The organism is Salinicoccus jeotgali, assembly GCF_039538805.1.
Taxonomy (GTDB): Bacteria; Bacillota; Bacilli; order Staphylococcales; family Salinicoccaceae; genus Salinicoccus; species Salinicoccus jeotgali.
The window spans coordinates 23,762-41,427 of record NZ_BAABCK010000067.1 but is presented as its reverse complement, the minus strand read 5'-3'; the positions used below and the strand labels follow the sequence as shown (position 1 = coordinate 41,427).

General features: G+C 42.6%; 19 protein-coding genes. 13 read left to right on the top strand and 6 right to left on the bottom strand.

The features are described 5' to 3' along the window. The first annotated feature begins 4 nt into the window (after nt 1-4). The 10 genes from ABD734_RS10410 to ABD734_RS10365 all read left to right on the top strand — a co-directional run bounded on the left by ABD734_RS10410 (nt 5) and on the right by ABD734_RS10365 (nt 9,310). Complete coding sequence (locus ABD734_RS10410; RefSeq protein ID WP_344704047.1) at nt 5-661, top strand: DUF4396 domain-containing protein; 657 nt, start codon at nt 5-7, stop codon at nt 659-661. 141 nt (nt 662-802) lie between these two features. Next, the gene (locus tag ABD734_RS10405; RefSeq protein WP_344704045.1) at nt 803-1,090 is read left to right on the top strand and encodes a hypothetical protein; all 288 of its coding nucleotides are present in this window, start codon (nt 803-805) and stop codon (nt 1,088-1,090) included. A gap of 250 nt (nt 1,091-1,340) precedes the next feature. Next, complete coding sequence (gene glpT / locus ABD734_RS10400; protein WP_344704043.1) at nt 1,341-2,702, top strand: glycerol-3-phosphate transporter; 1,362 nt, start codon at nt 1,341-1,343, stop codon at nt 2,700-2,702. Nucleotides 2,703-3,075: 373 nt separating this feature from the next. Beyond that, complete coding sequence (locus ABD734_RS10395; RefSeq protein WP_344704042.1) at nt 3,076-3,753, top strand: N-acetylmannosamine-6-phosphate 2-epimerase; 678 nt, start codon at nt 3,076-3,078, stop codon at nt 3,751-3,753. A gap of 33 nt (nt 3,754-3,786) precedes the next feature. Then, nucleotides 3,787-4,662, top strand: coding sequence for an N-acetylneuraminate lyase (locus tag ABD734_RS10390; RefSeq protein WP_344704040.1), 876 nt, complete (start codon nt 3,787-3,789; stop codon nt 4,660-4,662). A 24-nt stretch (nt 4,663-4,686) separates the two neighbouring features. Continuing rightward, nucleotides 4,687-5,718, top strand: coding sequence for a sialic acid TRAP transporter substrate-binding protein SiaP (locus tag ABD734_RS10385; RefSeq protein WP_344704038.1), 1,032 nt, complete (start codon nt 4,687-4,689; stop codon nt 5,716-5,718). Nucleotides 5,719-5,745: 27 nt separating this feature from the next. Further along, complete coding sequence (locus ABD734_RS10380; protein WP_344704036.1) at nt 5,746-6,213, top strand: TRAP transporter small permease; 468 nt, start codon at nt 5,746-5,748, stop codon at nt 6,211-6,213. Beyond that, nucleotides 6,214-7,494 carry a TRAP transporter large permease gene (locus ABD734_RS10375; RefSeq protein ID WP_344704034.1) on the top strand — a complete coding sequence of 427 codons (1,281 nt, stop codon included), beginning with the start codon at nt 6,214-6,216 and terminating at the stop codon, nt 7,492-7,494. It abuts the gene before it with no gap. A gap of 58 nt (nt 7,495-7,552) precedes the next feature. Beyond that, entirely contained in the window at nt 7,553-8,461 is a 909-nt protein-coding gene (locus tag ABD734_RS10370; protein WP_344704032.1) for an ROK family protein, read from the top strand. Nucleotides 8,462-8,467: 6 nt separating this feature from the next. Then, nucleotides 8,468-9,310 (top strand): MurR/RpiR family transcriptional regulator, encoded by an 843-nt coding sequence (locus tag ABD734_RS10365; RefSeq protein ID WP_344704030.1) that lies wholly within the window; start codon nt 8,468-8,470, stop codon nt 9,308-9,310. Nucleotides 9,311-9,510: 200 nt separating this feature from the next. Here ABD734_RS10365 and ABD734_RS10360 read toward each other — a convergent pair whose 3' ends face one another. Together ABD734_RS10360 and ABD734_RS10355 are read right to left on the bottom strand one after the other, a co-directional pair. Then, nucleotides 9,511-9,750 carry a ferredoxin family protein gene (locus ABD734_RS10360; RefSeq protein ID WP_344704028.1) on the bottom strand — a complete coding sequence of 80 codons (240 nt, stop codon included), beginning with the start codon at nt 9,748-9,750 and terminating at the stop codon, nt 9,511-9,513. Nucleotides 9,751-9,923: 173 nt separating this feature from the next. Beyond that, on the bottom strand, nt 9,924-10,685 hold the full coding sequence (locus ABD734_RS10355; RefSeq protein WP_344704026.1) for an NRDE family protein: 762 nt from the start codon (nt 10,683-10,685) through the stop codon (nt 9,924-9,926). A gap of 103 nt (nt 10,686-10,788) precedes the next feature. Between ABD734_RS10355 and ABD734_RS10350 the strand changes: the two genes are divergently transcribed. Further along, nucleotides 10,789-12,786: a penicillin-binding transpeptidase domain-containing protein gene (locus tag ABD734_RS10350; protein WP_344704024.1), complete on the top strand. Its 1,998-nt coding sequence runs from the start codon at nt 10,789-10,791 to the stop codon at nt 12,784-12,786. Nucleotides 12,787-12,929: 143 nt separating this feature from the next. On the opposite strand, the gene ABD734_RS10345 is transcribed toward ABD734_RS10350, so the two are convergent. Further along, the gene (locus tag ABD734_RS10345; RefSeq protein ID WP_031546097.1) at nt 12,930-13,130 is read right to left on the bottom strand and encodes a cold-shock protein; all 201 of its coding nucleotides are present in this window, start codon (nt 13,128-13,130) and stop codon (nt 12,930-12,932) included. Nucleotides 13,131-13,372: 242 nt separating this feature from the next. After that, nucleotides 13,373-14,263: a fructose bisphosphate aldolase gene (locus tag ABD734_RS10340; RefSeq protein WP_344704021.1), complete on the bottom strand. Its 891-nt coding sequence runs from the start codon at nt 14,261-14,263 to the stop codon at nt 13,373-13,375. Between the two features lie 231 nt (nt 14,264-14,494). Between ABD734_RS10340 and ABD734_RS10335 the strand changes: the two genes are divergently transcribed. Further along, a complete protein-coding gene (locus ABD734_RS10335; RefSeq protein WP_344704019.1) occupies nt 14,495-15,247 on the top strand; it encodes a glycerophosphodiester phosphodiesterase in 753 nt (250 codons plus the stop codon). Nucleotides 15,248-15,256: 9 nt separating this feature from the next. Here the strand turns inward: ABD734_RS10335 and ABD734_RS10330 are convergent, their stop codons facing one another. Beyond that, nucleotides 15,257-15,607 (bottom strand): DoxX family protein, encoded by a 351-nt coding sequence (locus ABD734_RS10330; RefSeq protein ID WP_344704016.1) that lies wholly within the window; start codon nt 15,605-15,607, stop codon nt 15,257-15,259. Nucleotides 15,608-16,013: 406 nt separating this feature from the next. Beyond that, a complete protein-coding gene (locus ABD734_RS10325) occupies nt 16,014-16,934 on the bottom strand; it encodes a DMT family transporter (RefSeq protein ID WP_344704013.1) in 921 nt (306 codons plus the stop codon). Nucleotides 16,935-17,064: 130 nt separating this feature from the next. Here ABD734_RS10325 and ABD734_RS10320 point away from each other — a divergent pair, with 130 nt between their 5' ends. Further along, on the top strand, nt 17,065-17,643 hold the full coding sequence (locus ABD734_RS10320; RefSeq protein ID WP_344704011.1) for a nitroreductase family protein: 579 nt from the start codon (nt 17,065-17,067) through the stop codon (nt 17,641-17,643). Nucleotides 17,644-17,666: the final 23 nt, after the last annotated feature.

Genomic DNA, 17,666 nt, shown 5'->3' with positions numbered 1-17,666 from the left:
TTAAATGCTCAGCATCATTTCATGGATTGCCCTCGGAATCGGAGCAATCTCTTCAATAATCATTATAGTGGATGTATTCAGGCATCCTCAGCATATGACGATCATGAATATCGTTTGGCCGATCAACGGGTGGTTCTTCGGTCCTATAGCCTTATGGACATATTTTAAATGGGGACGCATAAATGCCAAAAACCTGGACCTCGAGGACAGCAGGGGCAATGGCGCAAAAGTCTTCGTATCTACAAGCCATTGTTCCGCAGGATGTACGCTCGGGGATGCACTCGGGGTGCCCATCGTTACGTTGGGGGCATTGACGATAGCTGGATCGACTTTATATGCCCATTTTACAGCGCAGTTCATCCTAGCCTATATCTTTGGTATACTTTTCCAGTTTTATGCAATCTATCCAATGAACAAGAAGGCCGGGGTGAAGAGGGCCTTCAAATCTGCCATCAAAGCAGACACATTGTCACTGATCGCCTTTGAAGTCGGTATGTTTGGTTGGATGGCACTTGTCAACCTAGTCATCTTCTCAACACCTCCGGAACCTAATGAAGGAGCATATTGGTTCATGATGCAGATTGCCATGATCCTAGGGTTCCTGACAAGTTATCCGGTCAACTGGTGGCTGGTTAAAAGAGGCATCAAGGAAGCTATGTAAAGTTAAAGCCTGCTGATCGCAGGTTTTTTTATGTTCATCATTTCAAATCTAGTTAATTAGCGAATATTTAGATTATAGACATTCAATCAGAGCTACGTTTTGATATAATTGGTTTTAGAAGACGACAAAGGATGGGATTTTATGCAAGTGATAATGGTTGTGGCAGTTTTTGCCCTGGGGCTTTTTGGTTTCAATAAACTGATGGGATACAAAAAGGAAAATATAGTATTCGATTTTGAAGAGCGCTACACCGATCATGATGCGTATGTAAAAGCCGTACTTTCAGAACTCAAGAAAGAGGGACGAGAAGCCAGTTACCAAGGGGGTACCACATTTATAGTGGATGGCAAGCGTTATACTTTAGTGGAGCGCAATGTTTCCATGGGACCTGGTATATTGCAGAGGACCATTCTGCAGCCTGAGAAGTAATAGTAGATGTGAAGCAATTTTACCATGATCTGTCGTTATTACAGTAACATGTGAAAATCATGTAAATGTTTATGAAAGCGTTGACATAATTGGAAAGTTGGATTATTATTGTCTCACAAGTTAAAAAAAGCGGATTTAGAGACCACGCTGCCATCATTCGTCTTTTAGAAGACGAATATGGATTTTAGTGTGCTTTTTTTATGCTTTAATTGTAGTTTGTTTAAAACCATATTAGAAAAGAGGAGAGAATATGAGGAATTTCTTCAAACCACCTAAAGCTAAGGAAAGGCTTCCCGAAGATCAGGTGAATTCAGATTACAAAAAGCTGAGATTTCAAGTTTTTATGGGGATATTCATAGGATATGCAGCTTATTATTTAATAAGAAAAAACTTTTCGCTCGCTATCCCTTATTTGACTGAAGAAGGGTTTACAAAAGGAGAACTTGGATTGGCACTCTCCGCGATTTCCATCGCTTATGGAATAAGTAAGTTTGTGATGGCCACCATATCAGACCGAAGTAATGCCAGAGTCTTCCTGGCTACAGGGTTGATATTATCTGCGATCATAAACTTATTGATGGGCTTCGTACCCTTTTTCACTTCAACAGTTACCATCATGTTCATCCTCCTTTTCCTGAACGGATGGGTACAGGGGATGGGGTGGCCACCATCGGGTCGGGTGCTCGTCCATTGGTTCAGCGTAAGTGAGAGGGGCGGTAAGACGGCTATCTGGAACGTTGCACACAATGTCGGAGGCGGATTGATGGCCCCCCTTGCAATTGGCGGGGTAGCAATCGTCTCCACTTATTTTGGTGCCTCGTATGCAGGATACGAAGGTGTTTTCATTTTGCCTGCCCTTGTTGCAATTGTCATAGCGGTTGCGGCATTTGCGTTAATCCGAGATACCCCACAATCCATGGGATTGCCACCGATTGAAGAACATCGGGATGACTATCCGAACAAATCAAAGAAGACATTTGAGACAGAACTGACAACAAAAGAAATTCTATTTAAATACGTTTTGAACAATAAGTGGGTATGGGCAATTGCGATTGCCAATATATTTGTCTACTTTGTCCGCTACGGGGTCCTTGATTGGGCACCGACTTATTTGAGTGAAGAGAAAGGCTTTAGCATGAACGAATCAGGTATTGCATATTTCCTTTATGAATGGGCTGGTATCCCAGGCACATTGTTGTGTGGGTACATCTCAGATAAAGTCTTTAAGGGACGACGTGGGCCAGCAGGTGTGGTTTTCATGGTCGGGGTGCTTGTCGCCGTACTGGTGTATTGGTTCAATCCAGCAGGAAATCCGTTGATTGATAACTTTGCACTTATAGCAATAGGTTTCCTGATATATGGACCGGTTATGCTGATTGGCTTGCAAGCCTTGGATTTTGTACCTAAGAAAGCTGCTGGAACAGCAGCAGGTCTTACCGGATTCTTTGGTTATATAGGTGGCGCAGTATCAGCTAACGCAATTATGGGATATGTCGTGCAAGGTTTCGGCTGGGATGCAGGCTTCCTTCTACTGACAGGCTCATGTATACTTGCAATCATCCTATTTGCGGTTACCTGGAATGTCCGTGGCCAGGAAGTAGTAAAAGGCTAAGTATTTGAAATTGAATCTTTGTTATTAGATATATTAAAAGTAGTGCTACAGTTCCTGTGGCACTACTTTTTTGTTGGGCAGATTGTTTTGATTAGATCAATATGTTGACTCACATGAATTAGAGAGTAGCCTACGAAGGATAAAATTTAGTAAAGAATACGACTGTATGATAATTCACAATGAAGGCAATACTGTATCTACTAGAGAGAGTATGAAATTGATTTTAGATGGAGAAGGCGTAAAACATTAAATGATCATTGGCAATCAAAAATAAATTTAAATTGACAACTAAGTATAATTACAGTATATTGAAACTAATGAAAGCGCTTTATGGTTATCAAGCAAGTGACATTTTACGAAAGGAGGAAATCTTATGGAAGTAATGGACAAAATCAGAGCGAATCTGATAGTGTCCTGCCAAGCTTTAGAAGAGGAACCTTTGCACAGTTCATTCATCATGGGAAGAATGGCTTTGGCGGCCTTGGAGGGTGGAGCATCGGGCATCCGCGCCAATACAGTTGAAGACATTAAAGAAATCAAAAATAATGTATCACTCCCCATCATCGGTATCATAAAGAATGAACACCCGGGGAACGATGTCTTCATTACACCTACAATCAAGGAAGTCTCAGCACTCCAAGAAGCAGGGTGTGAGATTATTGCTTTTGATGCAACAGAGAGGGAGCGTCCGGATGGAAAATCCTTCCCGGAATTTTTCAGGGAAGTAAAACATAAATTCCCTGATCAGCTATTCATGGCTGACGTTTCTACTGTAGAAGAAGCATTGATGGCTGAAAGGGAAGGTGTGGACATCATCGCCACCACACTTGTTGGATATACATCTTATACAAAAGAGGATAAGCCGCTTGAAGTGTTAGATGAAATATTGAAAAGGACCAAAAAACCTGTCATTGCCGAAGGAAATTACGATTCTGTAGAAAAAGTTCAGAAGGCACTTGATCTAGGCGCACATTCAGTCGTAGTGGGAAGTGCAATCACAAGACCTCAGATAATAACCCAAAAGTTTGTAGCAGGAATTAAAAATAAATGAACGAGTATATGAATTATGATGGAGGACTTATTTATGAAGGGCATTTTTACAGCGCTTATAGGCGCTTTTGATGAGCAGGGCCAGATCAATGAAAAAGGTCTGAGAGAAATAGTACGGTATAACATCGATCACTCAAAAGTTGATGGATTATATGTGAATGGGAGTACAGGTGAGAACTTCCTATTATCTACGCCGCAAAAAAAGAAAGTTTTTGAAATAGTGAAGGATGAAGCAGGTCAGGAAGTGAAGCTGATCGCACAAGTTGGTTCCTTGAATTTAGAAGAATCCATCGAACTTGCAAAATTCACTACAGAATTGGGATATGATGCATTATCAGCTGTGACACCGTTCTACTATAAGTTTGATTTCGAAGAAATAAAGGATTATTACAATGCCATCCTGGAAGAAGTCGATAATCAGATGATTGTTTATTCTATACCAGCCTTGACGGGCGTGAATATGAATCTAGAGCAGTTCAGAGAACTTTTTGAGAATGAAAAAATTACAGGCGTAAAATTCACAGCCCCAGATTTCTTCCTATTGGAAAGGTTGAGGCATGCCTTCCCTGAAAAGCTGATTTATTCAGGCTTTGATGAAATGCTTCTTCCAGCAAGCGTATTGGGGATAGATGGCGCAATAGGAAGTACATTCAATCTCAACGGAGTGAAAGCAAGGGAGATATTCGAATCCGCTCAAAAGGGTGATTTGGAGAAGGCGAGGAAGCTTCAGAAAGAAACGAATGATATGATTTCCGATGTTTTATCAAATGGTTTGTATCAGACGATAAAAGAAGTTCTGAAAGTCAGAGGTGTCGATGCAGGGGTATGCAGAAAACCTATGAAATCAGCTACTGAATCACAGATTAAGTTTGCTGCAGAAATCCAAAAAAAGTATTTTGAAAACAAATAATAAAAGGATATGGGGGACTTTAGAATGTCAAAAAAATTACTTAGTATGGTTTCATTGTTCATGTTGATACTAGTGTTAGGAGCATGTTCCAACGAAGGGGAAGCCGATTCTTCAGAATCAGAATCCGGTAGTGAAGCAACAGAAAGCTATGAATTGAAGTTCGGTATGGTAGCAGGCACAGTCCAGAATGAATACAAAGCTGCTGAAAAACTGGCAGATTATGTCGAAAAAGAAAGTGATGGACAATTGACGATAAATCTCTATCCAGATTCTCAGCTCGGAGATGACCGTGCAATGCTCGAACAAGTGAGGGAAAATAGCCTGGATATTACTTTTGCCGAAACAGGACGCTTTGGCATCTGGGTACCACGTGCAGAACTGATGGGCTTGCCTTACATCGTGGATGATTTTGATCATCTCAAGAAAGTAGTAACTGAAACGGAATATGGTGAAGATCTGCGTAAAGAATTGGTTGAAGAACATAATTGGAAGATTGCAGGAACAGCGTATAACGGAACAAGACAAACTACTGCTAATAAGGAAATCAATGAATTGGCAGATATGGAAAATTTGAAGTTGAGGGTTCCTGAAGCAGACAATCTATTGGACTATGCTAAATACACAGGTGCTGCGCCTACCCCTATGGCATTCACAGAAGTTTATATGGCACTTCAGACTAATTCAGTTGATGGCCAGGAGAATCCATTGTCTACAATCGATGCACAAAAATTTTATGAAGTACAAGACTATCTCGCTATGACGAACCACGTAGTGAACGATGCGAACTATGTAGTAAGCAATGACACTTGGGAAAAGCTGCCTAAAGATCTGCAGAATATTCTACAAGAAGGTATTGATATGGCTGTAGAAGAGCATACTTCACTTTTCGAGCAGGAAGAAGCGGATTTGATCTCTAAATTCGAAGACGAGGGCGTTACAGTAACAGAACCAGACCTTGGACCATTCAAAGAAGCGGTTGAGGAAGCATATCCTAAGTACTTGGAAGATGTTGAAGATGGAGATGCTATTTTAGAACAGATTGACGAAGTACGTTAATTTTGAAGCTACTCTAGGGGAATGTATATGAAAAAGTTCTTTAATAATCTAGAAGAAATTATCGGAGGATCACTATTCATTGTGATCCTCATAGTGTTGGGGCTCCAAATATTTTCGAGACAAATATTGGATGATCCAAATACCTGGTCTGAGCAACTCGCAAGATTTCTATTTGTATATGTGGGATACCTTGCCATCTCCTCTGAAATTAAGAATGAAGGGCATGTAAGAATTGAATACTTTTTCGACAAGATGCCTGAAAAAGTGCAGATTGTAATACATTATACATTTCAAGTCCTGATGGGTATCATTTTGATACTGATGGCTTACGTGGGTTATGAATTGAGTATGCGTAAAGTGCCAGTCGAAATCGTTTCACTCAATATTTCATACGTTTATATGTATATGGCTCTACCATTGCTGTCACTTCTCATGCTCTACAGATTGATTGAAGTTAATGTGAAGAATATCAGAAAAAGAAAGGGGGCAAAATAAGTGGATGTATTATTTGTTTTGCTCCTCTGGGTAGTGTTTCTGCTCCTCGGTATGCCGGTAGGTTTTACATTACTACTTGCCGCTTTTGCCTACTTCATAACAAACGATTGGAGCCTCGTATTCTTTACCGGTGCAAAGTTAGTGGAGAGCCTCGATGTATTTTCACTTCTTGCAGTTCCGTTTTTCATCTTGACAGGCACACTGATGAACTCATCAGGCATTACTGAGCGCATATTCAGCTTCGCCAAGTCACTGGTCGGTCATTTCACTGGAGGGCTCGGTCATGTGAACATAATGGCAAGTCTAATGTTTTCAGGGATGTCAGGTTCAGCATTGGCTGATGCAGGCGGCCTTGGTCAACTGGAGATAAAATCAATGCGTGATGGGAAGTATGATGATGATTACGCGGGTGGATTGACCGCAGCATCTGCAATCATCGGTCCAATCATTCCACCGAGTATTCCATTGATTATTTATGGTGTAGTCTCGGACCAATCCATTGCAAAACTCTTTTTAGCAGGCGTAGTCCCAGGCGTTTTGATGGCAGTTTCATTGATGGTAGTTGCGTATGTATTCGCAAAGAAGCGCGGCTTCCCGAAAGAAGAAAAAGCAACTATTAAACAGCGGGCTGTCAGTTTCAAGGAAGCTTTCTGGGCATTATTGACACCAGTCATCATTATTGGTGGCATATTTTCCGGGATGTTTACGGCTACAGAAGCAGCGGTGATTGCGACAGTCTACGCCATGATACTTGGCTTTTTCCTATACAAAGAGCTTACAATTAAAAAGTTCTTCAATAATGTTGTGGATTCGCTAAAGTTAACAGGTGTCGCAATTCTTATGATTATAGCAGTAGAGTTTTTTGGACAGATGATTGCACACGAACGTGTGGCTATGAAAATAGCTGATTTCTTCATCAACGTTACGGACAATCCAATAATATTATTGCTGCTGATCAACCTCTTGCTGATACTTTTGGGCACATTCATCGAATCATTAGCTTTACTTATCCTACTGATTCCGATCTTGGTGCCGGTAGTTATGGCAGCGGGTGTGGATCCAGTACACTTTGGAATCATTGTAATCCTTAACCTGATGATTGGTATATTGACACCACCTATGGGAATGGCGTTGTTCGTTGTTTCAAAAGTAGGAGATATTCCTATTCATACCATTACTAAAGGTGTAATACCATTCTGGATACCTCTATTTATAACATTGCTGATTATTACAATATTCCCAGAAATAGTTCTATTTTTGCCAAATTTATTGAGTCCATAGATGGAGAGGGAAATCTGAAAAGATTTCCCTTTATATTTTATTGAAAGGAGTATATTTTATGATTACTGCATTTGATATAGGAGGCACCTCCATAAAATTTGGCATTGTCGACCAAGAGGGTAAAATCTTATTCAAAAGTTCTTTCCCTTCAGATATTCATATAGGTGGCGAACGGATCATCCGTAAGATAATCCAACAGATTGGATTACTTGAAAAAGATTGGCAAATAGAAGGGGTAGCTGTCAGTACAGCAGGACAGATTGATTCTCATGAGGGAATGGTAGTTCATGCCACAGACAACATCCCCAATTACACCGGACTGGAAATCAAAAGTATGATTGAAAGAGAGACGGGACTTCCGGCTGAAGTGGAGAATGATGTGAACTGCACGGCTCTCGGTGAATACTGGAAGGGCGCGGCACGTGATTCAAATGATTTCCTATGCCTGACGTTGGGTACAGGCATAGGTGGTGCCCTCTTCTTGAATGGCTCTTTATATACAGGTGACACGTTTGGAGCAGGGGAAATAGGGCATATGTCTCTGTATCCGGGGGGGCGGCCATGCACTTGTGGTAACTCAGGATGTTATGAACAATATGCATCAACCTCAGCTCTTCAAAGATCGGTGGATGAATTGTTTAAAGAAGAAACTGATCTAAGACACTTTTTTGAAAAAGTGAGAGAGAGTGATATTGGGTCCCTTGAAGTATTCCATAAATGGGTAGAGGATTTGGCCACAGGTCTGCAGTCAACAGTACATGTATTGAATCCTTCACTTATCGTGGTTGGAGGAGGAATTTCAGAACAAGGAGACTTGCTGATACAACAGATCATCAAGTCAGTGGAGCCTAAAATCATGCCTAATCATAGAAGGCGACTGGAAATAGTTGCAGCAGAGCATGGCAATGATGCAAATCTAATAGGTGCCGCGAAACATTTCTTCGATTCCAAACATATTAGAAAGTAGTGAAACATGTTGGAGAAACGACATAAGATTATTGGCAAACCATCGATTGTCATGGAGCAGAACAAACAAAGCTTTACAAAATCTGAATGCAAAATTCATCACTATATCATGAATAACAGTGAAGAAGTACTTTATCATTCGCTGACTGAATTGTCAGAGGCAAGTGGAGTAGCTGAAGCGACGGTGCTAAGGTTCTTCCGTAAATTAGGCTTTAAGGGGTTTCAGGACTTCAAGTTTTTATTTGCCCAGGAAGTATCAACTAAATCCGATTATGAAGAGTGTGAGACTTACGTCGAGAAAATAAAGCATAATACAATCCAGGCAATTGAAGACTCCTATGACATAATCGATCATGAATTGTTGGAGGATTGTATAGAGATAATTCATCAGAATTCCGATGTGGTGATATTCGGTGTAGGCTCTTCAGGGATAGCCGCCCAAGATATGCAGACGCGGTTGATGCGGATAGGAAAGCATGTGGATTGTGTTACAGATCCGCATTTCCAATTTATGCGTGCATCTTCCATGAATGATGAGACTGTAGTAATTGCAATCAGTTTAACGGGGAGTACAAAAGATATAGTTGATAGCTCGGCTATAGCAAAAGAAAATGGAGCTAAAGTTATAGCGCTTACGAATTATGTAAAATCACCTTTAACGCGACACGCAGATATCGTCCTGCTCTCTTCATCTAAGGAAAGCCCATTGGAAAGCGGTTCATTGACCTCAAAGATCACTCAGTTATTTCTGATTGACCTCATATGTACAGGATTGGCCATCAAAAATTATGAGACGGCTGAAAAAGTTAAGATGAAGACCACCAAAAACACTGCAAGAAAACTATATTGAGACACGGATTCCCTAAATGAATCGAGAATTATTTTTCTACCGATAGATTCATGTATACTCGCAATCATCCTGTTTGCAGTCACCTTTAATGTTCGGGGTCAGGAAGTAGTGAAAGGTTAAAATATTTATATAAAAAAGATTCCTTTGAAGTTTTTCAAAGGAATCTTTTTGGTTTTGGAGCATTCCAAAACATTGTGTAATTATTTGCTTGCAAAGAATTTCTCTGCTTTTTCAAGGAATGGTTCCTCTTCAGGAGTCATTTCATACTCCTCTACTATCGCGTCGACGGGGCAGACTGCTACACATGCTCCGCAGTCGATGCAGATATCTGGATCAATATAGAACTGATCCTCACCTTCCTCGATGCAATCGACTGGACAGACATCTACACACTCTCCGGACTTCTCTTCCATACATGGTTGAAGGATTACATAAGCCATTGGTATCCCTCCTTACTCTATATAAGATTCGTTCGCTGCATAGCGTAAAAAATATGAATCAAGATTCAAAATATAAAAATCAATGTCTAACTGTGATCATGTTGGCTGCCCAATCTATATTTCAATAATACGGCAAAAAATAGGGGAGGTCAATTAAGAGTCCAATTATCCGACTATCGTCTGATATCAAATTGGAAGCGGGATTCATCAATCTGTCTTCTGTTTTTAAAAGTACGCTCAATGAAGGTCACCTTATCGTCGTGATCGACAAGGAGCACGGTGGAAGAGCGTGTCCCGTAATTCCCTATATCTATGAAGGCAGGGGATAGGCTGCGTTCCAACTCTTCGGGAAGTCCCGTAGCAGGCAGATTCTCAACTGCTTTGTCCTCATTTGCCAATAGCTCGAAAATGACCTCCGGATCAGCTTGATGTGTCGCGTCCAGATGGGAGTTCAAGCCTTTAGTGCCATTTACGACTTTCGGCCAGGGCGTATCAAGATGATGGTTGCTAAGCCCATGTACTCCATCTGTCACCTGTACAATTGGACTCTCGTCATTATTAAGGTAGAACAATTCATCTGGGTTTCCCACCAGAAGATTGAATCCAGCATAGGCATGCTTATCACGTTCCAGTGCTTTTAAGTAGGATTTTGGAGAAGTATCCTGGACGAGGAAGTTACGGATGAGGTCTCCCCTCGACTTTTTCTCTCCTTGTTCTTCGTTAGATCTGATGTTGGTGACTGCAGCTATTCGGCCGGATTTTGTAATGCCGAGCCACGTTCCGCATTTTGAAAGATCACGTCCGGCCAGAATATCGGGGTGTTCTTCCCAAAAGTGAGCGGGAGCAGTCGGACGGTCATATGCTTCGTCGCGGTTTGCACCAATTACAAGTTTATATTCGGGATGTTGATTCTTTTGGAATAGTATCAGACACATGTAATCACTCCTTTAGTTTTACGCTATACATTTATAGTAACATGCTGTTGCGGTGCATATGACGATTGATATAATGGGGGAAATGGGAATAAGGAGAGTTTGCATGAAGAAATCAGTGTGGCTGGTGCTAGCGGTTTTGCTCGCCCTAGGAGTGGGGGCCTATCTGCTCGTTGCTTCCGGTTTTTTTCAAAAGTCTGAAGAGGAGACTGTGGAGCGTTTCACGGAAGCGTTTGAGAACGGCGACTATGAGGCCATTTATCCGCTTCTGACAAAAGAAGCCAAAGACAATTATGAGAAAAAGGAAGTGAGCGGCAGAACAGCCGATATATATGGATCTCTGAAAGTCGAAAATGTGAAATTGAAGGGGCTTGAAGCCAAGGACACTGAAAAGAAGGGTGTCAAGTCACATGTGGGGACGCTCGTGCTGGAAAGTACATATGGAAACTTAGAACGCGAGTTTGATATTCCCTTGGTCTACAATCAGGATGAAAATGATTGGTTTATAGACTGGTCTCCAAACATGATCATTCCGGACCTTGATGATGGTGAAGTGGCGATGGAGTTCACAGCTGGAGAACGCGGTGAAATATTGGCCAGTTCCGGCACACCCCTTGCGTCAAATGGCATAAAGGAGACGGTCGGTTATATTGCCGGTCAGACGGAAAAAGAGGAGGTGATGGAAGCTTCGGATGTCCTCGACATGAAGGAGTCAGCATTGACGGATGTCACGGAGCAGGGATGGATAGAAGAAGGCCAATTTGTTCCGCTTAAAGATGCACACCGCTTCAATGAAGAGAAGAGAGAAGAATTCGCTTCCTACGGCTTATCCATCCGGGAGTATCCTTCCAGGGAATATACGTTGGATGAAGCGGCATTCCATCTCATCGGTTATGTGGGTCCTGTAACAGCAGAAGATATCGAAGAGAATGAAGGTTATAGCACGGGCGACATGATAGGCAAGAGGGGACTCGAGCAGCTTTATGAAGAACGACTCAAGCCAAAAAGGGGCTACACCATTTCAATAGTCGATGACGCAGGTAATGTAATTGAAACGTTATTCGATGAAAAGGCAGAAGATGGGGAGGACATTACACTCACCATAGATGAAACCCTGCAGTCGACAGTATATAGTAAACTATCTTCAGATTCTGGAGCGAGTGTTGCAGTGGATCCTGATAATGGTGATATTTTATCTGCGGTTAGCTATCCCGCGCCGAGCCCATATGATTTCATGTTCGGAATATCCACCTCAGATTATGAAGAGTTGGAAACGGATAAAGATCAGCCACTGCTCAACAAATTTAACCGGGCAGCGTCCCCTGGTTCGACCCAGAAGCTGCTCACTGCACTGATTGCCATGAACACCGACGGATTTGATCCCGACGCCAATATGGAAATAAATGGGAAAGGTTGGCAGAAGGATGCTTCGTGGGGTGGTTATGAAGTGAACCGTTATCATGTGATGAACGAATCCTTCGATTTGAAGAAGGCTCTGACGTACTCCGACAACATCTATATGGCACGTACTGCACTTGAAATCGGTTCTGATCGCTTTATTGAAGGTATGAAAGATCTTGGTATCGGCCACGAATATGATACGGATTATCCAATCTATACAAGTCAGGTTTCCAATGAAGGTACAATCGACAGTGATATACTGCTTGCCGATACGAGCTATGGGCAAGGGGAACTGTTGATTTCCCCAATCCAAATTGCAACAATCTATGCAGGAGTAGTCAACGGAGGAGATATCCACGTGCCGCATGTCTTGGCAGACTCTGAGATGGAGACACTTGCTGAAGATATTGCGCCCGAGGAGGACCTCGACTATCTGGAATCGGCGATGCGTGATGTGGTCAAGCTGAACCACCCTGATGATGCAGAACGTGATTATGCCCAATTTGCCGGTAAGACTGGCACGAGTGAAAATAAAAGTTCGCAGGATGCAAGAGGGGAGGAGACTGGCTGGTTCATCGGCTACGATCAGAATGAGAAAGACATGATGCTCAGCTTATATGTAGAAGAAGTGGAAGATAGGGGCATGAGTGAATATACAGCGAAGAAATTTGCGGAAATACATGATGAATTGAGAGAACAGTAGACAACTTGTAGTGCAGAGCCTCCTTGAATCTGGAATCGGGATCAAGGAGGCTTGATTTTATCAGAGACAAAAAAACCCCATCTCATATGAGATGGGGTTTCCATTAACTAACATAAACTACTAAAATATTACTTAAAATATTATTAAAGTTTAACGATGTTAACAGCTTGTGGTCCACGCTGACCTTCTTCAACGCTGAATTCTACTGCTTGACCTTCGTCAAGTGTTTTGTAGCCTTCGCCTTCGATGTTGGAGAAGTGAGCGAATACGTCGTCTCCGCCTTCAACTTCGATGAAACCGAAACCTTTGTCTGCATTGAACCATTTAACTGTACCTTGTGTCATATAAATGACCTCCAAATAAAAATTTAATAATATCTTAAGTGCGAAAACATAAAAAAATTCACACATTACAAAGAGTACCGGCTAAGATCACGATTACTATTTGTAATATGTGAATTAGATACTGAGTTGTACTTATAAGACTTATTAAAGTAACTATACATCATTAAAGGGATCTTGTCTATAGGAAAGGGCTATTTATTTTGAAAAAGATTTGACCCTCCTAATTAGGAGGGTCTGGAATCTTACTTCTTGTTCACTGAAGCATCATAGATTGTATCTACAGCATCCTTCAGGTTTTTATCGAACTCCTCGTCGGATTGGTTGACGTTGAGGTCTGCTGCTAATGCGCGGGAGAAACTTGCGATCAAGCCATCGTTTTCACGGAGCTTTTCATTGGCTTCATCCCTTGAATAGCCACCTGACAATGCAACGACACGTACTACCTTATCGTGATCGATGAGTGGTTTATATGCATTTGCTTTTGTAGGAATGGAAAGTTTGAGCATCACTTCCTGATCATCTGAGAGCTGATCAAGGTGCTTTTCAATCTCTTTCCTCAATATTTCTTCGGACTGTTCCTTGTTGTCGCTGTAGACGTTCACTTCTGGTTCGATGATTGGCATCAGGCCGGCATTGAGAATCTTATGTGCGACTTCAAACTGCTGCTCAACGACTTCTTTGATGCCTTGTGCATTCGGCTCAAGAATATTTGAGCGCATCTTTGTGCCGAAGATATTGCGTTCGTTGGCACGCTTCAACAAGTCATCCAATTCCGGCATCGGCTTCATGAGCTGGACACCATCTTTCTCGTCAGCCAAGCCTTTGTCGACTTTGAGGAATGGGGCGATACCTTTATCTGCAAGGTAATCAGCTGTATACTTGCCTTCAATTTCCCGGTCCATAGTCTGCTCGAACAGGATGGCCCCTAGAATCTGATCAGAATTGAAGGAAGGGGAAGTGATGATGCGCGTACGCATTTCATGTACAAGGTCGAACATTTCAGCTTCATTGGAATAAGCATCCTCTTGTACGCCATATGCGAGCAGTGCTTTTGGTGTACTACCGCCACTCTGGTCGAGTGCTGCGATGAAGCCTTTTCCATTTCTTACTTTTTCGAGCTGTTGTTGATTCATGAATTCCACTCCTTTTATTTTTCGTGTTCTTTATACTATTCCCGAAAACGGGAAGTGTATAACGTATTTCACTATACATCATAATTCTGTATCATAAATGGTATCTAGTCAAACATTATCGCTCCCTTTGGCCGGTGGATTTTTGGACATGCAAAAGTGCAGACGATGGAGTAAGGTATTCACTGTATATGAAAAACGAATTTATGGAAGCATGCGGAAAGGAGAGATTTGATGTGGACGAAAGTTTTTGCGCACAGAGGTGCGATGGGCGACTATCCGGAAAATACATTACTTGCTTTTAAAAAGGCACTGGACGCAAGTATTGATGGTCTGGAAATCGATGTTCATTTGAGTAGGGATGGGGAAGTTGTCGTCATACATGACGAAGATATAAAGCGCACAACCGATGGCCATGGGGCAGTCCGGGATATGACATTGGAAACACTCAGGGAGGTGAGCGCCGGCGTCACGTTCTCCGACTACAAGTACTACGACCCGGAGGTATGGAAAAAGGAAAAGATTCCTACATTAAATGAAGTGCTCGCGTTGGCTGAGGGGTACAATGTCGAACTGAATATCGAATTGAAGACGGATGTCATACAATATGAAGGGATTGAAAGAAGGGTGTTTGATATCGTCGGAGCATATGGATGTCATGAGAAGGTGATCTATTCATCATTTAATTTGTCGAGTCTTGCACGCATGAAAATGGCTCATCCAGAGGCGCGTCTCGCGTGGTTGACGAAAGAGGTGCCGGAACGGGCAGAGCATTATATGGGCAAGCATTCACTCGAAGCCCTGCATATCAGTTGGAAGGCGATACTGGAACAACCAGAACGGATCAGTGGCATCGGGGAGAGGATAAGGGCGTGGACGGTCAATGATTGGGAAACGGCGGCAGACCTTATTGGGCATGGCGTGGGTACGCTGGTGACGGACTATCCAAAAGAAATGAAGGAAATACTTCGAAATGTAGAAAAGTAGGACCAAGTCCTACTTTTTTATGTCACCAAGCATATCCACCATCAGTTTCTGTAACGGCAGTCTGCCGAGCAACGCCCATTTCGGGAGATGGGACAACCCAAGTTGCCTTTGATGCGTATACATATAGATATTCGCCGGGAAAACCGCCCATAAAAATGCTTGCATGGCGGTCAGTTGACTATTGCGGACTTTGCCGCCTAGCAACAGTATTCCAAAGATGATTTCGAGAAGACCTGTAAAATAAGCGATGAAGGTTTTGAACGGTATTATGGCAGGGACGATTCCGGCAAATTTTCCGGGTTTCAGGAAGTGGATGACGCCTGCTGCAAAAAAGACGCCGCCCATTATGATTCTCTTCATGGTGTTGCTCCTTTACTGTATTATTCCCACCATTATACGCCTGTTACGCCGGCCTTGTAAATTCGAAAACTGTAATTTGATTAGAGGGGAGTATAGAAGGCACAAACTAAATTTTCACGGTTTTATGATATTGAAAAATCTTACCTTTGGAAGCGGTTGATAAAGAATTTATAAATAAATCAAATAATCTATTTACACAGGCCAACCATGTGGTATAATTTCCTAAAATAAAGAACGAGGGGTTACGCAGATGGAAGCAAATTTGGCAGATTTCATGATACAGATGATGGCATTGGTTACAGCAGGGGGATTCGGTTATTTCGTATACAAATTGAATAATGACGGGTCAGGAAAAGGCACCGAATAGCATCATTCCCCTTCATAGCAGAAGCTTTGAAGGGGAATTTTATATCTGTAGAAGAATGATGCCGGTGAGGATCATGATGGCACCTGCAATCCGCCTCTTATCTAGGGCTTGGGGTGGTATGCCGAATAGTCCGAAATGATCGATCAATAGACCGGTCAGCATCTGACCAAAAATGACGCTCATCAAGGTCAAAGTTGTACCAAGATGGGGCATAAGGATGATATTGGTCGTAATGTACACGGCACCGAGTGCCCCTCCGATGAAATGCCAAGCCTGCAACCGTCCGCCTTCCTGGTTTGTAAGGGCCACTTTAAGATGTCCGGCGCTTAGGAGGGATAGCAGGAGAAGAGCCAGCGTGCCTATGGCGAATGAAATCAACGACGCCATATAGAAGGAACCGACTTCATATCTCAGCAGACTGTTGACTGCCGTCTGCACCGGAGGGATCGAGCCCGTCATCAATCCAAAGAAGAGCCATATGTTTGAAGGGTTGTCGTCATGTCTTGCTGACTTTCTTTTATAGTTCATGAATATGATGCCTATAATCATGATGGCGATACCGGTAATGCGCCTGATGTCTAGTGGTTGGAGCGGTGCATCGAACCAGCCGAATGTATCGATGAAGAGGCTGATGATCATTTGGCCTGCAACCGTCATAATCACCGTCAGTGCTGCTCCAATCCTCGGCAATAGAATCATGTTGCCGGTCAGATAGACGACGCCCATCAGGCCACCGAGGAACCATATGTATGAGAAGTCATGTGACGATAAGAAAGCGAACGAGAGTTTCCCCGGATTCATGACGACATTGAGGCCAATCAGCAGCAATGTACCTGTCAAAAATGAATAGAACGAAGCCATTATGAGCGAATGTGTAAAGTGCGACAGGCGATTGTTTACAGAAGTCTGCACAGGCACAAGCATACCTGCAAATATGCCCAGGATGAGCAACAGAATCAAAGGAAGTCCCCCTTTTCATAAAGTCATTGCCAAATGATATCATAAATATGTAAAGATTCGGGGAAATCTGGTAGTCTTGAGCCAACAAGTTGTAATTTTATAGTGAATACATATTAAAGGAGCTAAAAAAATGGATGTGTTGAGTGCAATCAAAAACAGGCGTAGTACACCGAAATTGAAAGAGGCGCCTGTGGATCCGAAAAAAATCGAAAAGATATTGGAGGCTGCGGTCTGGGCGCCGAACCATCATATGACGGAGCCTTGGAAATTTTTTGTGCTCAGTGGGGAAGGCAGAAGACCATTCTCCCGTGTCCTGAGAGAAGTGGCGAAGGGACGTGTCGACGATCCTGAATCCGAAAATGGTCAAAAGCGTATCGAAAAAATCAGCAGAAAACCATTTGCCGCGCCAACAGTCATCGTGGTCGCCCTGTCTCCAAGCGGCAAGGAAAAAGCGATATATATAGAAGACGTCTGTGCTGTTGCCGCTGCTTCACAAAATATGCTGCTTGCAACCCATAGCCTGGAGCTCGGTGCAATATGGCGTAGCGGTCCAATCTATAACACCCCTGGCGTCAAAGAATACTTCAACTTGAGGGAAGATGAGGAAATACTTGGGGTCATCTTTTTAGGGGAGCCTGAAGTGGAGAAGAAAAAGGCAACCCGTACACCGTACGAAGAAAAGACGACATGGATTGACGCCGACAGTTGATGCTTGACGTCCATCTGTTGAAT

Excerpts from the sequence above, each read along its gene's own strand:
- ABD734_RS10380 (WP_344704036.1), top strand. The coding sequence starts at position 5,746 with ATGAAAAAGTTCTTTAATAATCTAGAAGAAATTATCGGAGGATCACTA.
- ABD734_RS10340 (WP_344704021.1), bottom strand. The coding sequence starts at position 14,263 with ATGAATCAACAACAGCTCGAAAAAGTAAGAAATGGAAAAGGCTTCATC.
- ABD734_RS10410 (WP_344704047.1), top strand. The coding sequence starts at position 5 with ATGCTCAGCATCATTTCATGGATTGCCCTCGGAATCGGAGCAATCTCT.
- ABD734_RS10360 (WP_344704028.1), bottom strand. The coding sequence starts at position 9,750 with ATGGCTTATGTAATCCTTCAACCATGTATGGAAGAGAAGTCCGGAGAG.
- ABD734_RS10365 (WP_344704030.1), top strand. The coding sequence starts at position 8,468 with ATGTTGGAGAAACGACATAAGATTATTGGCAAACCATCGATTGTCATG.
- ABD734_RS10330 (WP_344704016.1), bottom strand. The coding sequence starts at position 15,607 with ATGAAGAGAATCATAATGGGCGGCGTCTTTTTTGCAGCAGGCGTCATC.
- ABD734_RS10390 (WP_344704040.1), top strand. The coding sequence starts at position 3,787 with ATGAAGGGCATTTTTACAGCGCTTATAGGCGCTTTTGATGAGCAGGGC.
- ABD734_RS10355 (WP_344704026.1), bottom strand. The coding sequence starts at position 10,685 with ATGTGTCTGATACTATTCCAAAAGAATCAACATCCCGAATATAAACTT.
- ABD734_RS10350 (WP_344704024.1), top strand. The coding sequence starts at position 10,789 with ATGAAGAAATCAGTGTGGCTGGTGCTAGCGGTTTTGCTCGCCCTAGGA.
- ABD734_RS10370 (WP_344704032.1), top strand. The coding sequence starts at position 7,553 with ATGATTACTGCATTTGATATAGGAGGCACCTCCATAAAATTTGGCATT.
- ABD734_RS10345 (WP_031546097.1), bottom strand. The coding sequence starts at position 13,130 with ATGACACAAGGTACAGTTAAATGGTTCAATGCAGACAAAGGTTTCGGT.
- ABD734_RS10335 (WP_344704019.1), top strand. The coding sequence starts at position 14,495 with ATGTGGACGAAAGTTTTTGCGCACAGAGGTGCGATGGGCGACTATCCG.
- glpT (WP_344704043.1), top strand. The coding sequence starts at position 1,341 with ATGAGGAATTTCTTCAAACCACCTAAAGCTAAGGAAAGGCTTCCCGAA.
- ABD734_RS10395 (WP_344704042.1), top strand. The coding sequence starts at position 3,076 with ATGGAAGTAATGGACAAAATCAGAGCGAATCTGATAGTGTCCTGCCAA.
- ABD734_RS10405 (WP_344704045.1), top strand. The coding sequence starts at position 803 with ATGCAAGTGATAATGGTTGTGGCAGTTTTTGCCCTGGGGCTTTTTGGT.
- ABD734_RS10320 (WP_344704011.1), top strand. The coding sequence starts at position 17,065 with ATGGATGTGTTGAGTGCAATCAAAAACAGGCGTAGTACACCGAAATTG.
- ABD734_RS10385 (WP_344704038.1), top strand. The coding sequence starts at position 4,687 with ATGTCAAAAAAATTACTTAGTATGGTTTCATTGTTCATGTTGATACTA.